This is a genomic window from Acinetobacter sp. AOR43_HL (assembly GCF_027854635.1).
Lineage (GTDB): Bacteria > Pseudomonadota > Gammaproteobacteria > Pseudomonadales > Moraxellaceae > Acinetobacter > Acinetobacter pittii.
In genome coordinates, this window is sequence record NZ_JAKTHX010000009.1 from 1 (window position 1) to 14,908 (window position 14,908).

The 14,908-nt window shown below is 39.9% G+C and carries 15 protein-coding genes and 1 tRNA gene; 14 read left to right on the plus strand and 2 right to left on the minus strand.

The features are described from left to right. From MKL33_RS05320 to MKL33_RS05365, 10 genes are all read left to right on the plus strand, one after another. Window positions 1–1,053: pyocin knob domain-containing protein (locus tag MKL33_RS05320; protein ID WP_270906620.1), on the plus strand; the 1,053-nt coding region annotated here is incomplete at its 5' end. Then, window positions 1,040–1,834, plus strand: a complete 795-nt coding sequence (locus tag MKL33_RS05325; protein WP_270906621.1) for a phage minor tail protein L — start codon at window positions 1,040–1,042, stop codon at window positions 1,832–1,834. The genes MKL33_RS05320 and MKL33_RS05325, both read left to right, overlap by 14 nt. Window positions 1,835–1,840: 6 nt before the next feature. Further along, window positions 1,841–2,596: a C40 family peptidase gene (locus tag MKL33_RS05330; RefSeq protein WP_038808719.1), complete on the plus strand. Its 756-nt coding sequence runs from the start codon at window positions 1,841–1,843 to the stop codon at window positions 2,594–2,596. Further along, on the plus strand, window positions 2,580–3,236 hold the full coding sequence (locus MKL33_RS05335; RefSeq protein ID WP_034116990.1) for a tail assembly protein: 657 nt from the start codon (window positions 2,580–2,582) through the stop codon (window positions 3,234–3,236). Before MKL33_RS05330 ends, MKL33_RS05335 begins: the two co-directional genes overlap by 17 nt. A gap of 55 nt (window positions 3,237–3,291) precedes the next feature. Then, complete coding sequence (gene gpJ, locus MKL33_RS05340; RefSeq protein ID WP_270906622.1) at window positions 3,292–7,776, plus strand: TipJ family phage tail tip protein; 4,485 nt, start codon at window positions 3,292–3,294, stop codon at window positions 7,774–7,776. Further along, window positions 7,776–7,955, plus strand: a complete 180-nt coding sequence (locus tag MKL33_RS05345; protein ID WP_049594711.1) for a hypothetical protein — start codon at window positions 7,776–7,778, stop codon at window positions 7,953–7,955. The genes gpJ and MKL33_RS05345 overlap by 1 nt, the downstream gene beginning before the upstream one ends. A gap of 65 nt (window positions 7,956–8,020) precedes the next feature. After that, entirely contained in the window at window positions 8,021–8,287 is a 267-nt protein-coding gene (locus tag MKL33_RS05350; protein WP_000774828.1) for a holin, read from the plus strand. Next, window positions 8,271–8,780 carry a lysozyme gene (locus MKL33_RS05355; RefSeq protein WP_000066823.1) on the plus strand — a complete coding sequence of 170 codons (510 nt, stop codon included), beginning with the start codon at window positions 8,271–8,273 and terminating at the stop codon, window positions 8,778–8,780. The genes MKL33_RS05350 and MKL33_RS05355 overlap by 17 nt, the downstream gene beginning before the upstream one ends. Then, window positions 8,780–9,148, plus strand: coding sequence for a hypothetical protein (locus MKL33_RS05360; protein WP_114204960.1), 369 nt, complete (start codon window positions 8,780–8,782; stop codon window positions 9,146–9,148). The genes MKL33_RS05355 and MKL33_RS05360 overlap by 1 nt, the downstream gene beginning before the upstream one ends. A gap of 232 nt (window positions 9,149–9,380) precedes the next feature. Then, window positions 9,381–9,575: a hypothetical protein gene (locus MKL33_RS05365; protein WP_270906623.1), complete on the plus strand. Its 195-nt coding sequence runs from the start codon at window positions 9,381–9,383 to the stop codon at window positions 9,573–9,575. 77 nt (window positions 9,576–9,652) lie between these two features. On the opposite strand, the gene MKL33_RS05370 is transcribed toward MKL33_RS05365, so the two are convergent. Continuing rightward, window positions 9,653–9,725: transfer RNA gene (locus MKL33_RS05370), tRNA-Arg, on the minus strand. A 313-nt stretch (window positions 9,726–10,038) separates the two neighbouring features. Between MKL33_RS05370 and MKL33_RS05375 the strand changes: the two genes are divergently transcribed. Beyond that, entirely contained in the window at window positions 10,039–10,293 is a 255-nt protein-coding gene (locus MKL33_RS05375) for a TIGR03643 family protein (RefSeq protein WP_002116175.1), read from the plus strand. 102 nt (window positions 10,294–10,395) lie between these two features. On the opposite strand, the gene MKL33_RS05380 is transcribed toward MKL33_RS05375, so the two are convergent. Beyond that, on the minus strand, window positions 10,396–11,775 hold the full coding sequence (locus tag MKL33_RS05380) for an amino acid permease (protein ID WP_031946772.1): 1,380 nt from the start codon (window positions 11,773–11,775) through the stop codon (window positions 10,396–10,398). 378 nt (window positions 11,776–12,153) lie between these two features. Here MKL33_RS05380 and prpF point away from each other — a divergent pair, with 378 nt between their 5' ends. The 3 genes from prpF (at window position 12,154) to MKL33_RS05395 (ending at window position 14,842) form a co-directional block, all read left to right on the plus strand. Next, window positions 12,154–13,341, plus strand: a complete 1,188-nt coding sequence (gene prpF, locus MKL33_RS05385) for a 2-methylaconitate cis-trans isomerase PrpF (protein ID WP_270906624.1) — start codon at window positions 12,154–12,156, stop codon at window positions 13,339–13,341. Between the two features lie 162 nt (window positions 13,342–13,503). Further along, a complete protein-coding gene (locus tag MKL33_RS05390; protein WP_032006512.1) occupies window positions 13,504–14,415 on the plus strand; it encodes a polyprenyl synthetase family protein in 912 nt (303 codons plus the stop codon). A 58-nt stretch (window positions 14,416–14,473) separates the two neighbouring features. Beyond that, entirely contained in the window at window positions 14,474–14,842 is a 369-nt protein-coding gene (locus MKL33_RS05395) for an MmcQ/YjbR family DNA-binding protein (RefSeq protein ID WP_199992930.1), read from the plus strand. Window positions 14,843–14,908: the final 66 nt, after the last annotated feature.

A 14,908-nucleotide genomic window follows, 5' to 3' on the forward strand; every position in this document is an offset into this window, starting at 1 on the left:
GTTGGTACAGCTACAGGCAATGTGATGGAGGTTGGCGCTTTTGGAGTTGGAAAGTCAATTCGATTAGGTAGTCAAAAATTATCAACATTGAGGGGAAATGGTAATGCCTTTTATTGGCAAAATAATGGTGATAATGTTTCAAGTGCTGGAGACTATCCTGACAATAGTTCTCAGGCAATTATTAATTTAGATCTTAACGACTCAACTGATGCTTGTGCGCAATTAAGCATAACGCATAACTCCGATTTTTATGTCAGGTCTGTAAACTGGAATGTAAATACGTTTCAGCCGTGGCGTAAAATCTTGTCATCAAAAAATACAACTGTGGATGCAAATGGTTTCATTAAGTCAGCATCACCCGTTGTTAAATTGTTTGCAGATAAAATCGAACCTAACGATGAAGCAGCCGAACAACCACTTTCATTTGAGAAGTTGGGTATTGGTCATTATTTAGTTAAAGGTTCTTCTGGATTCGCTAAAGAAGGCTGGTGGATTGAAATTCCGACTGACACACATGGCAACAAGATTTGCGCTGTTGAATATCAAACTTTAGAGAATGGTGATCTTGAAATTAAAACTTTCAAGAAAAAGCTAAATGAAGATGGTGACATTGTTGCTAATCTTGATGCACCAATCGATATTCCAAACAATGCAAACGGTGAGCCGCGCTGGATCGATATCCGTTTAAACAGTATTAAAAAGACAATCGTCAGAAAAATTCCACGCACTGAAAAACAACCGCGTTTGGTCCAGCAAATCAAATATTCAATGCAGCCTACCTTCATGACCCGTTTAACTGAACTTATTGATGATGACGGTAAGGTTGTAATGGTGGATGGTAAACCATTCCAGAAAAAAGAAACTTATCTAGTCACCGACTCTTCAGGAATGGCAACTCTCACAAAACAGCCTGTAATTAATGAAAATGGTGAACCAGTATTCGAATGGGTGCAAGCAGTAGATAGCGAGGGAAATCCTGTTTTTGACGATGTTCAAGTTATGGACAAAGACGGAAATCCTATTTATGACGAGGTAATTCATGAGTCTGAATAGTGATTTCCAGAAGCTGTATGTAGATGGGTTAATCCATTTGTATGAACTAGATGCCAGCAGCTTAGGTGCTGGCATTTTACGTTTCCACGGGCATATAGCTTTTCAAGATTGGGAAAAAATCTACACATCAATAGGTTCCGAAGGGTTGATGGGTGCAGATTCAGGAAGCATTGGAAAGATTTTTGACACTGGTGATCAGAAAGTATGGAACCGAAATATTATCTGGCAAGGTCAAGTTTTTGAGCCAATGGCTTTGGAAGTTTCGGGACTTGAACTTAGTTCAACTGGTAAAGCTTCAGCGCCAACTTTAACAATGGCAAACAACATTAACGGCATTCAACATGCTGTTTCTGCTTATTGTCTGCAATTTAAAGATTTTGCAGGTGCAAAGCTGAAAGTTATTACTACTTTGGCTAAATATCTAGATGCTGAAAACTTCACTTCTGGTAACCCAACGGCATCGAACGAGTCTAAAGAACAAACTTGGTTTATAGAGCAAAAGACATCGGAAAATGCCCAGCAGGTTACTTTTGAGCTTTCAAACCCGATTGATTTTGAAGGTTTGAAAATTCCAGTCCGCCAAATTACTTCTTATTGTAGTTGGGAATATCGCGGGGAAGAGTGTGGTTACACCGGAGCTGCAATGTTTACTGAGAAAGATGAGCCAACCGACAACCCTGCTTTAGATCGTTGCTCGTACAGATTGTCTGGTTGTGAATGTCGATTTAGTAAAAACAAGCCTTTACCTTTTGGCGGATTCCCAGCTTCAAGCATGTTGTGAGGTCTTATGAAACTGACAGCAAAAATTAAAAAAGCAATCATGGCCCATGCTGATGCACGTTACCCGCATGAATGCTGTGGTGTGATTGTCGAAAAGCAATATATTCCTTGTCGTAATATCGCTGAACAATCTGATCAGTTTGAAATTCATCCCGAAGACTTGGCAAGTGCTGAAGATCAAGGCGAAATCTTAGCTTATGTGCACTCTCATCCAGATGGAACTACAAAAGCATCTGAGCTTGATTTGATACAAATTGAACTGCACAAAAAACCGTGGGTGATTTGTTCATATCCAGATCTTGATTTTCAAGTCTACGAGCCTTTCGGTTATCGCGCCCCTTTAGTGGGGCGTAATTATTTTCATGGCTGGCAAGATTGCTATGCGCTTGTACGTGATTTTTATAGTCGTGAATTAGGTATAGAGCTTATGGATTTTAAGCGGGAGGATGCATGGTGGGAAGATAAAGACCATCCATCACTTTACCTTGAGAATTATGAAAAAGCGGGCTTCTATGAAGTTGATACACCGCAGTATGGCGATATGCTTGTTTGTCGTGTTGGGCGTACCGAGCATCCTAATCATGCGGTTGTTTGGCTGGGTGATAATGGACAGTTTAAATCGGAGCAAACTGAGCAATGCATAGGTTCAAGCTTAATTCTGCATCATCCGTATAACAGAAAGTCAGTACGCGAAATTTATGGCCAACAGTGGAAAGATCGCACGGTAAAAATCTTGAGGCATAGAGATGTTAAAAACAATTAAGTTGTACGGCATCTTGGGCCAAAAGTTTGGTCGTGAATTTAAGCTCGATGTCGCAAATACGCGTGAAGCCATGCGTGCTTTATCAGTTCAAATCGCTGGCTTTGAACACTTCATGACACATGCCCATGAGCAAGGGTTGGCTTTTGCAATTTTTCTTAAAGGCAAAGGTTCAGGCAATAAGCGTGGCAAGAAGCGCCCAGCAATTTACGATCATGAAACAAAGCGCTTAATCACTGGTGACAATATCGGTGAAGAGCAGCTTGATATGTCTACTGAAGCCGACATTATTCACATTGTCCCGCGTGTAATGGGAGCTGGTGGTAATAGTGGAGTCTTACAATTAGTTCTTGGAGTAGTTCTGATTGTTGCAGGTGTGATGACTGGCGGTACGTCTTCAGCTTACGGTGTTGCATTAATTGGCGCTGGTGCAGGCATGGCTATGGGAGGTGTTGCATCAATGCTCATGCCGAAAGCCCAAACTAATCAAAATCAAAACCAAGACGGGAACCGGGCAAACTTTGGTTTTGGCAGTGCAGTTACTACTGCAGCTCAAGGTTATCCGGTACCCATTCTTTATGGCCGCCGCGAAGTTGGCGGATTTGTTTTAAGTGCTGGTCAATATCCAGAAGATCAGATGTAAATTTTATTAGATTTTAGGCGCTTTTAAGCGCCTTTTTTATTGCGTGGGATTTGATATGACAGCGATGGTAAAAGGCGCAAAAAAGGGAAGCCAGCAACCAAGACAACCAGTAGTTGCACCAGACTCCGCACAATCTAAAACTTATATAAAAGAGTTGATTGGTCTGGCTGAGGGCGAAGTTGAGGGATTAGCAAATGGCTACCAATCAATTTTGCTTGCAGATACTCCGTTGCAAGATGAAAACGGCAACAAAAACTTTGAAAACGTTATTGTTAATTTTAGATCCGGAACAAACGATCAAGAATATATTGAAGGCTTCCCGGCAGTTGAAAATGAAATCCCGATTGACGTGGAGCTTAAATCATCTACACCGTGGGTACGTTCTTTTAATAACCTTGATCTTGATGCGGTTAGATTACGATTACGTTGGGGGCCACTACGCAACCAAGACCCAACAACGGGTGATGTTACTGGCTATACAATTGAGTACGCTGTGGATTTGCAAACTGATGGCGGTGCATGGTCAGAAGTATTAAGAGCAAAAATTTCAGATAAAACATCTGATAACTATGAGCGTCCGCACCGTATTGACCTTCCAAAAGCTGATATTGGCTGGCTCGTTCGTGTTCGCCGAATTACGCCAAATTCAACTTCTGAATATATCAGCGACAAAATGTATGTTAAGGCTGTTACTGAAGTAATAGACGCGAAATTACGCTATCCAAATACAGCATTAGTTTCATTGCAATATGATGCAGAAACCTTTGGTGGGTCAGTCGCAAAACTAGCGGTTGATTTGAAAGGCGTAAAAATTAAGGTACCGACAAATTACAACCCCGAGACTCGCGAATATGTTGGCATGTGGGATGGTACTTTTAAACGAGCTTATTCGAATAACCCAGCTTGGATTTATTACGATCTTTGCACATCTAAGCGCTATGGAATTGGTGAGCGAATTACAGATGGAATGCTTGATAAATGGTCTTTATACCGTTTAGCCCAATATTGTGATGAGTTGGTACCAGACGGGTTGGGCGGTCAAGAACCACGTTTCACATGTAACATTTATCTTCAGAGCGCTGAAGATGCTTATAGCATTCTTACAAAATTAGCTGGTGTTTTTCGAGCTATTACTTATTGGGATGGGGATAGCATTGTTTGTGATGCTGATATTCCACAAGATACCTATTTCACTTATACGCGTGCCAATATTATCGGGGAGCCGGATCATAATGGTACACGCGCCCGTGATAGACATAATGCAGTAAAAGTAGCTTGGGATAACCCAGCCAATCACTATAAGACTGAATATGAATTTGTGCGTGATGAAAAAGCTATTTCTGAAATGAAACAGGTGCGCTTACTCGAGCTTGATGCTTGGGGCTGTACATCGCGTGGGCAAGCACAACGAGCAGGCCTGTGGGCTTTAAAGTCTGAACAACTTGAAACACGTACTGTGACTTTTAAAGTTGGATTAGACGGCCATATTCCTTTGCCAGGTAAAGTGATTGAATTTGCGGATCCTATTTTTGCTGGAAGAGCAAACGGTGGTCGCATTTCTGCAATTTCAGCAGACAGAAAAAGCATCACACTTGATCGTGATGATGTGGTCGCAGTAGCGGGTGATAGACTCATCATTAATGGAGAAAACGGGAAAGCTCAAACTCGTATTGTCCAAGCAATTACAGGCCGCGTCATAACTGTTTCTGTAGCTTTTGATGAAATTGCACCTCAAAACGTATGGGTTATTGATGCTCAAGATTTGGCAACGCTTAAATTTAGGGTTTTGTCAGTAGTTCAAAGTGATTCACATCAATTTACTATTACAGCGCTTGAATACAATCCGAAAAAGTTTGATGCAATCGATCATGGCGCTCATTACATCGATGTACCAATTTCAATTGTTAATCCCAATATTCAAGAACCAGTTTCAAATATTGTTATTACAAGCGAGGATCGGGTAGATCAAGGTATTAATGTTGCCACTATGGTTGTGTCTTGGACACAAGCCAAAGGTGCGGTTAAGTATCAGGTTGAATGGCGGAAAGATGATGGCAGCTGGATTAAGCTGCCAGCTACCGGCAATAATTCAATTGAGGTGCCGGGTATTTATGCTGGTAACTATCAAGCAAAAGTTACAGCGGTTAATGCTTCGGATATTTCATCTTTACCGACTTATTCAGTTGTCACTAAGCTTAATGGTAAGCAAGGATTACCACCTGCTTTAGCGTTCATCCAAGCAACAGGTATTTTGTTTGGTATGCGCTTAAATTGGGGCTTTCCTGCAACTGGTGCACTTGATACGGCTTATACCGAGATTCAAGTATCGCCAGATGGCACAAGTAACATTGCTCAATTGGGCTTATTCGCTTACCCAACGACAACACATACTTTGCAAGGTTTACAACCTAACTTAACTCAATTCTATCGTGGCCGTTTGATTGATAGAATCGGAAATATTGGGCCGTGGTCAAACTGGACTAGTGCAACAACATCGGCTGATGCCTCAGATATTTTAGACATTCTGGAAGGTAAAATTTCTGAAACAGAGTTAAGTCAGGATTTACAAACTAAGATCGATCATATTGAGACTATTGACGCTGAAATTGGCCCAATTAAGCAAGATATTCAAAATACGAAAGATCAAATAGCGCAGGAGGTCGTTGATCGCCAAAATGCAATTCAACAAGCCAAAGATGGTTTATCACAGCAAATTATTGATGGTGATGAAAGTGTTCTTGAGGTTGTAAATACGGTTAAACAGTCAAGCGAAGAGGGTATTGCAGCTGCTCAAGAAAGTATTCGGGTTGTTGCTAATGACCTTTCGCTTGTTGCTGAAAAAACGGACGGTGTGTATGCACAGCTTAACCCTCCGTTAATTGGCTCTGAGTCTGATTTAATCGGAAATGATCAGGGCTTTGCTGGTACATGGTCTGTTCAATCAGCGATGATCGAAGGTGATCTTGCACTAAGCAAACGTATTGATACAACGGCAGTTGAGTTAAATAACTTACAGGCTTATGCACAGCAAGAAGTTCAAGCACGAATTGAGGGTGATAAAGTAACTGTTCAAAAAATAGATAACTATATCGCAAGTAATGATAGCGCTCTTGCAACTGTACGCCAATCTGCACAGGTAGCAGTTGATCAGTCAGCTGCAAATGCTGAAGCAATTGATTTAATTAATCTTGAGCTTGACGATAAAGTTTCAACGGGACAATTGACGCAAGTTAAGGCGGATATTAAGGATGTTGATGACAAAGTTAATGCCCAAACGATCAGACTTGATGGTGTCTATGCTCAAATTAACCCGCCTTTAATCGGCTCGGAATCTGAGTTAATTGGTAATGAGGGAGGCTATGCGGGTGTCTGGTCTGAACAGTCAGCGCGTATTGAAAGTGATTTAGCACAAGCAATTCGTACAGATACAATTCAAACTGATTTGAATGGTAATAAAGCTGCTGTTCAAGAGGTCACTAAATCAGTCAATGGGCTATATGCACAAAAGTTCATTAAGCTTGATGTGAATGACAAAATTGCAGGCTGGGGTGGTGCCAATGATGGCGTAGAGTCACAGTTCATTTTTAACTTTGATTCTATTGCTATCGGTAATGGCAGTAATGGAGCCGTATCTTATCCATTTATTTTCCGTACCACATCATTTACCGATCCATTAACTGGAACGGTTTTTCCACCTGCTGCTTATCTGAAAGCTGCATTTATGGATTATCAATCCGTTGATACGTCTCATATTAAAGACTTGGCGGTGGAGCGCGGTAAGATTGCAGATTTAGCAGTTGGAAGTGCTCAAATTGATAATCTTGCAGTGACAAGAGGTAAAATTGCTGATCTTGCAGTTGATACTTTGAAGATTGCTGATAATGCCGTAACTGTTCCAGTTTCTGCATTTGCTGAAATTTCAGTGGGTGTTGATACTGAATATGTGACTATTCAGACGTTAAATGTACCGTCAGATATGGGGCATACAGTTTTAACTTTTGGCGCCGTCTTTAGTTTTACTGGCTACAGTCCGAAACAGCAAGTTTATTGTCGTGTTCTCAAAAATGATCAGGTTGTTTTTGAGGATCTGGAAGTTCACTTCATTGAACACACTTCAGTGGCATCTATTACCGATGCAAATGGCATGCACAATCATAATGGTTCTGCTGTTAGTGTTTCGGGTAATACCGGGCAAGATGGTTCGCATAGTCATAGCTACAATGTGAATGGTACGACTGGCTCGACAAATGCAGGAGGTACATTTCACAGTCACTCATTCAGCGCAAATGGAAACACAAACAGTGGTGGGTCACACAGCCATACTGTTAGTTTAAGTGGCAACGTGACTATGTCTGATGGTGGTGAACATAGACATAACATTTTAGTGACTGGTAACTCGCGTAGTGCTGGAACAATTAATATTTCAAGACACGATTCAACAGGAATAGCGGGGACATTCAAATTGCAATTGAGAGTTGTTGCTGGTGGTTCCATGAATGTGTCTCAACGCTATATTCATGCAATGACGATGAGGAAGTAATGGCATATTTTGCAGTTTATGAGGTTGAAACTGGTGAAATACAAAATTTAATTGAATGCCCTCAGTTTCTAGCTGAAACAATTCATCTTGAAGAGGGGCAACAGTTTTTAGAAGTGGATCATCAAGTATCAGCAAATAAGTATTTAGTTAAAAATGATGAGTTAGTTTTAAGAGATTAACTCATCCAATAGTTATGAAGCACCCTAAATTGGGTGCTTTTTTATTGCCGAAATTAGGGGGCTGCATGGCAGACAATCAGCAAATTATAGATACATCGACCGCTTTGGCGGCCAGTAAGGGTGCAACATACGGGGGAAGTGTGGCAGGAGCAGTTTCGGCGTGGATCGGGTCAATCGATTTAGCATTTTGGGTCAGTATCATCATTGGTTTAGCTGGTTTTTTAATGAACTGGTACTACGCCAGAAAGAAAAATAAGCGCGATGAAATTGCACTTAAAGCCTATTTAGAAAGCTTGGAAAATAAAGGTGACTGTAATGTCAAACAAGACTAAATATATTGCAGCAGTCTTAGCAGCTTCGGCTGCTTTTTTTGTGGGCGTAAAAAACGATGAAGGGTTTACATCAAAGCCAGTAATTCCCGTTAAAGGGGATCGGCCAACACAGGGCCATGGTTCTACATTTAAACCCGATGGCTCACCAGTAAAAATGACAGATCCACCAATTACACGCGCGACTGCAGATAAATGGTTGCGTAATGATGTCGCAAAACGTGAAGTAGCATTTAAAGATTCATTGAAGGGCGTGAAATTATCACAAACTGAATATGACCTTTACTTGGATTTTTCATATCAGTACGGGGTACCAACATTCGCAAAATCATCAATGCTTAAACACTTGAAAGCTGGTCAATATAAAGCGGCTTGCGACTCATTACTTAAATATAAGTACGTTGCAAAGCGCGATTGCTCTATTCGTAAAAATGGATGCTATGGCGTCTGGACTAGACAGCTTGAACGACACGCAAAATGTATAGGAGCGCAGTGATGTGGATTGTATTTGCTGCTAAATATTGGCGAGAAATCATTATTGTGTTTCTCGCTTTTTTATTGGCCATATCTTTGGCCGTACTCAATTACAAAACGGGTCAGCTAAAAGAAGCTGAACAAAAGTGTCAATCGCAGATCCAAGAGATTGAGCGCAAGAATTTGAAAGCTCTTGCCGAAAAGCAAAATCAGATCAATAAAGTGAGCGCAGACTATGAAAAAGTCAAAGCAGAGCAAAGCACTAAAGTCGAAACAGTTACACGTGAAGTGCAAAAGATCGTGGAGCGTCCTATTTATAAGTCTAGCTGTATTGACGATGCTGGGGTGCAGCAACTCAATGAACTCATTAAAGCCGGTAATACCAGCTAATCTCATCCAGCCGTGCCCTAATTTAAATGAAATTGAGGGTACAACTGGCAAAGATTTAATGATCTGGTCAATTGATACGGTTGCAAAATATAATGACTGCAAAGCAAGACACGGTGCGCTTGTGAAGACTCTTGAGTAATGACTTTTTAGTGTGCAATTATTTGCTCAATAATCTGGATAATTGCACATTTTGAGCAAAATTATTCTCAACTGTATTCTCTCGAGGTTTTTCATGCAGCAATTAATGATTATGGTCACAGAAGTTGGAAAGCTTGAGCATTCGTGTAATTTGCTTGCTGAGGTAAACAAAGGCGGTAAAGTTTTAAAGGTTTTCGACTACAACGGCAATCAATTACTAATAAACATTGATGGAACCGTGACATTTAATAGACGCCGTTGGGAGCTTCCTGTCAAGATTGACCTTTAAAACGGCAAAACCTGTCAAAAACCTGTCAAAAGAACAATTAAAAATATAAAGTTATTGATTTAATTATGGTTTCTATGTGCGCCCTGCGGGACTCGAACCCACGTCGGTCGCTTAGGAGGCAACTGCTCTATCCAGTTAAGCTAAGGGCGCATAATTTTATGATTATAAACAAAAAAGCTATTGCGAAGGCAATGGCTTTTTTACATTTTAAGTATTAAAACCTCTGCCATAGTGGCTAATAAAAATAAAGCTTTACGTTTCAACAGTTGCATACTCGGTTATGCTTTATAAAAAAATAGAGTTTATAAAGCTAAAAAATCACAAAAAATTCATGTTGATCTTTCTATGATCTGAAGTAAAACACGAAAAGATTCAAGGCAAGCAATTGAGTAGACGAAACTATTTCCGAAAAGTTGTTTGTTAAAAAACAGATTTAGCTACCTATAATTCAAAAGGGCAGAGCATGAAAAAAATTGATGAACAGGACTTATCTAGAATTATTGAAATGGCATGGGAAGATCGCACTCCATTTGAAGCGATTGAGCGAGAGTATGGCTTAAGCGAAAGCGAAGTTATTCGTTTAATGAGATACAACCTAAAAACCAATAGTTTTAAACTTTGGCGTAAACGTATGGCAGGGCGTAAAACTAAGCATCAGCAATTACGTTCACCAGAGGTTGAACGAGCTTACTGTTCTCGTCAGTATAAATATGCATAACTTCTAATTTTATTGTCGATGAAATTTTAATACTTACAACGCGTAATTTTCTAATGATGAATAAAAAAAGCCATTGTCTAGACAATGGCTTTTTAGATTTATTTATTCTTCAGGATTCTCAATGGAATCTAGTTTTTTAGGATTTAAATAGTCAAAAAGTACAAGCATTGCCGTAATCCAAATAGGGATCATCATTACTGACTCTTTGAAGCCTTGAGTCCACATAATATAGAGAACCACAGCAATAAAGGCTAAAACTAAGTAATTACTAAAAGGTGACCATAGTGCTGGAAAAGATGTCTTAATATTCGCGTGCTTAACAAAGCGTCTATACTTCAAATGTGTAATTGATATCATTGCCCAGTTTAGAACAAGTGCACCAACTACAACATACATGAGATGTCCAAGGGCATCTTCAGGTACAAAGTAATTTAAAAGAACGCAACCAAAGATTAATAAAGCAGAAAGCAGAACAGCGGGAATAGGAACACCCTGTTTATTGGTTTTTGCAAAAACTTTTGGTGCATTACCTTGTTGAGCGAGGCTGTATAGCATACGACTATTTGCAAACATCCCACTGTTATAAACAGATAAAGCAGCAGTTAAAATAATAAAGTTCAGTAAGTGTGCAGCCCAACCAATTCCCATTTGGCTAAAAATCATAACAAATGGACTTTTGTCGAGACCGCCAAGATCTAATTGGTTCCATGGCACTAATGAAAGTAAAATTGCCAATGAACCGATATAGAAAATCAAGATACGGAAAACGACTTGGTTAATTGCTTTTGGAATCGTTTTTTTCGGATCTTTTGCTTCTGCTGCGGCCATACCAATCAGTTCAATGCCACCAAAGGCGAACATCAAGAAAGCCAACATATAGAAGAGGCCGCTAAAGCCATTTGGAAAAAATCCACCATGAGACCAAAGGTTACTAAATGAAATATTTGAGCCTACATCTGCTGTAAATAGTAAATAAAGCCCAAAAACAATCATAGAGATGACCGCAGCAACTTTAATAATAGCGAGCCAGAATTCGGACTCACCATAAAATTTGACGTTTGTTAGGTTAATTGCCGTAATCACGACAAAGAAAAATAAGACAGACGTCCACGCTGGAATATGAGGCCACCAATAATTAATATATTTGGCCACTGCGGTGAGTTCGCTCATCGCAACCAGAACGTAGAGTATCCAATAATTCCATCCAGTTAAAAATCCGGGAAATTTCCCCCAGTATTTATACGCAAAATGGCTGAACGATCCTGCAACAGGTTCTTCAACAATCATTTCTCCCAGGTGGCGCATAATTAAAAAAGCAATTAAGCCACCAATGGCATATCCTAAAATAATGGATGGTCCCGCAGATTGAATCACTTGTGCCGAGCCTAAAAATAATCCGGTACCAATTGCTCCACCCATAGCAATTAATTGGATATGTCGATTTTTTAGTCCTCGTTGAAGTGTAGAAGATTCGTTGGTCAAAGGTCTTCACTCACTATGAATAAGTAAATTATTCTAATAGATGGAGTTATTTTAGCCTAGACTACAAATTAATAAGCAGTGACTGAAAAGTAATTATAAAAACTATTTAAAATCATAATCTTGCTTTTAATATTTCTATTTCGAGTGAAAAGTACTCTAAAAAATATAATTTCAGATAGACTTTTTTTCTTAGATTTTGCTTAGATTAAGTCATTGCAAGAGCATTGTTAAATTCACAAAATATGCTCGCGTCAATACGATTGATGTATAAAGCAGATCGCTATCTCTTGGCCTTAAAACAATTTAAGATGCAGAGAAGGGTAAACAAGAATGCTTGTTTTGATATAGAAGAACATAATAGTAAGGATAACAGTTGATATGAGCTCAGTACCGCAAATTAAAATTCCAGCAACTTATATGCGTGGTGGAACGAGTAAAGGTGTCTTTTTTAAACTTGATGATTTGCCGGAAAGAGCTCAAGTTGCAGGTCAAGCAAGAGATCAGCTGTTACTACGTGTAATTGGTAGTCCAGATCCTTATGGAAAACAAATTGATGGGATGGGCGGAGCTACTTCGAGTACCAGCAAAACAGTTATTCTCGCTAAAAGTACGCAACCAGATCATGATGTTGATTATTTGTTTGGTCAGGTTTCAATTGATCAAGCTTTTGTAGATTGGAGTGGTAACTGCGGTAATTTGACTGCTGCTGTTGGTTCTTTTGCGATTTCAAACGGTTTGGTTGATGCAGATCGTATTCCAGAAAATGGCCTATGCACGGTTCGAATCTGGCAAAAAAATATTCAAAAAACGATTATTGCGCATGTGCCTATTACTAATGGACAGGTTCAAGAAACTGGAGACTTTGAACTGGATGGGGTGACGTTTCCTGCCGCTGAAGTTCAAATTGAGTTCTTAGACCCAGCCGATGATGGAGAAGAAGGCGGTGATATGTTCCCGACAGGAAATATCGTTGATGAGTTAGATGTTCCTGATATTGGTCGTTTCCAAGCGACTTTTATTAATGCCGGAATTCCAACCATTTTCTTAAATGCAGAAGATTTGGGTTACCAAGGTACAGAATTACAAGATCATATTAATAGTGATGCAACTGCACTAGCACGTTTTGAAAAAATTCGTGCCTATGGTGCGGTACAAATGGGTTTGATTAAAGATATTTCAGAAGCGGCTGCGCGTCAGCACACACCAAAAATTGCTTTTGTCTCTAAACCAAAAAATTACACAGCTTCAAGCGGTAAAAACGTTTCAGAGAACGATGTCGACTTACTCGTTCGAGCTTTGTCGATGGGCAAACTTCACCATGCAATGATGGGAACAGCAGCGGTGGCGATTGGCACGGCTGCTGCCATTCCGGGCACATTGGTAAATTTAGCAGCTGGCGGTGGTGAGCGTGAAGCAGTACGCTTTGGTCATCCATCTGGGACATTACGTGTTGGTGCTCAAGCAGAACTTACTAATGGCCAGTGGGTTGTTAAAAAGGCGATTATGAGTCGTAGTGCGCGTGTGTTAATGGAAGGTTGGGTACGCGTTCCGGGTGACAGTTTCTAAAAGTCACTTAAGAATGTAAAAGCCTCTCCATTTTGTAGAGGCTTTTTACATAGGCCTTCGAAAACTCATCACGCACTTTTCACAGTGAATCGTGTATGATGTAGCGCATGAATGCTTCAAGACATTCAATAAAATTTCTCTACTGATTTTATCGAGGCGACTGTGTCATCACTCTCTCAAGTTAATGCGGATGTTTTAAAACAAGCTCAACAACGTATTCAACAAGATTTATTGACGACACTGGCCGCATTTTCAATTCCAGAACCTTTAAAAAGTGCAGTACACCATGCAGTCATGCTTGGTGGAAAACGTGTGCGTCCAGCTTTATGTTATGCCACTGCCTCTTTACAGCCAAATCCGAATTTTGCTGCGGCTCGTCGTGCGGCGGTTGCTGTAGAGTTAATTCATTGCTACTCACTAGCGCACGATGACTTGCCCTGTATGGACAATGATTTACTGCGTCGTGGTCAGCCGACTTGTCATGTTGCGTTTGGTGAAGATACTGCTTTGCTTGCTGGTGACATTTTACAATCAATGGCTTTTGAGGTTTTAGGTAGCCGTTTGTTTGATGAACAAGGGCAGGGTACTGATGCTGCGATTGTATTAAAACAAATGCAGATTTTAGCAACTGCTAGCTCCAAAATGGTTTCTGGACAGGTTTTAGATTTGCAAGCTGAAGGCAAGCAAATTACTCAAGACGAACTTGAAAATATCCATCGTAATAAAACGGGTGCGCTCATTCAGGCAGCCATTATGATGGGTGCAGTGACAATCTTCTCTGGAACAGATCAAGCAATTCCAAAGTTACGTCAATATGGACAAACAATTGGACTAGCTTTTCAAGTGTTAGATGATATTCTCGATATTACTTCGAGTACCGAAACCTTGGGTAAAACCGCAGGTAAGGATGAACAAGTACAAAAATCGACATATCCAGCCTTAATGGGGCTCGAACAAGCAAAGGTCTATGCTAAAGAATTGCATGATCAAGCTTTTGAAGCCTTAGCGCATTTTGGTGACGATGCGAAAGAATTAGTAGATATTTCACAATTCCTTTTAGCACGTACCAATTAATAATATTAAATCAATATTCATAACTTCTATTCATATTTAATGAATAAGGGAGAAAAGAATGAATGGTGAACAACTCCATCAAAAAGCAATTGAAATCGCGCGTAATCTTCCCTTTAGTCAACAGACCCATCCATTTGGGCCAGACTATGAAGTTTTTAAAATTTTAGAGAAAATGTTCATGTTGACCGCAGAAGTAGCTGGCGTCAAAATGGTTAATGTTAAATGTGATCCCTATAAAAGTCAGGAATATCAGGAGCTCTATTCATTTATTATTCCTGGATATCACATGAATAAAAAGCACTGGATTTCGATTACACCGCATAAGAACTTAACAAGAGATTTACTTCAAGATTTAATTCGCGACTCTTATGATTTGGTTGTAAAAAAACTCCCTTTGAAAGATCAGAAAAGATTAAAAAATCAATAATATAAAACATAAAAAACGGCGACATAGTAGTCGCCGTTTTGATTTCAATTACGTATTTAAAGTAAC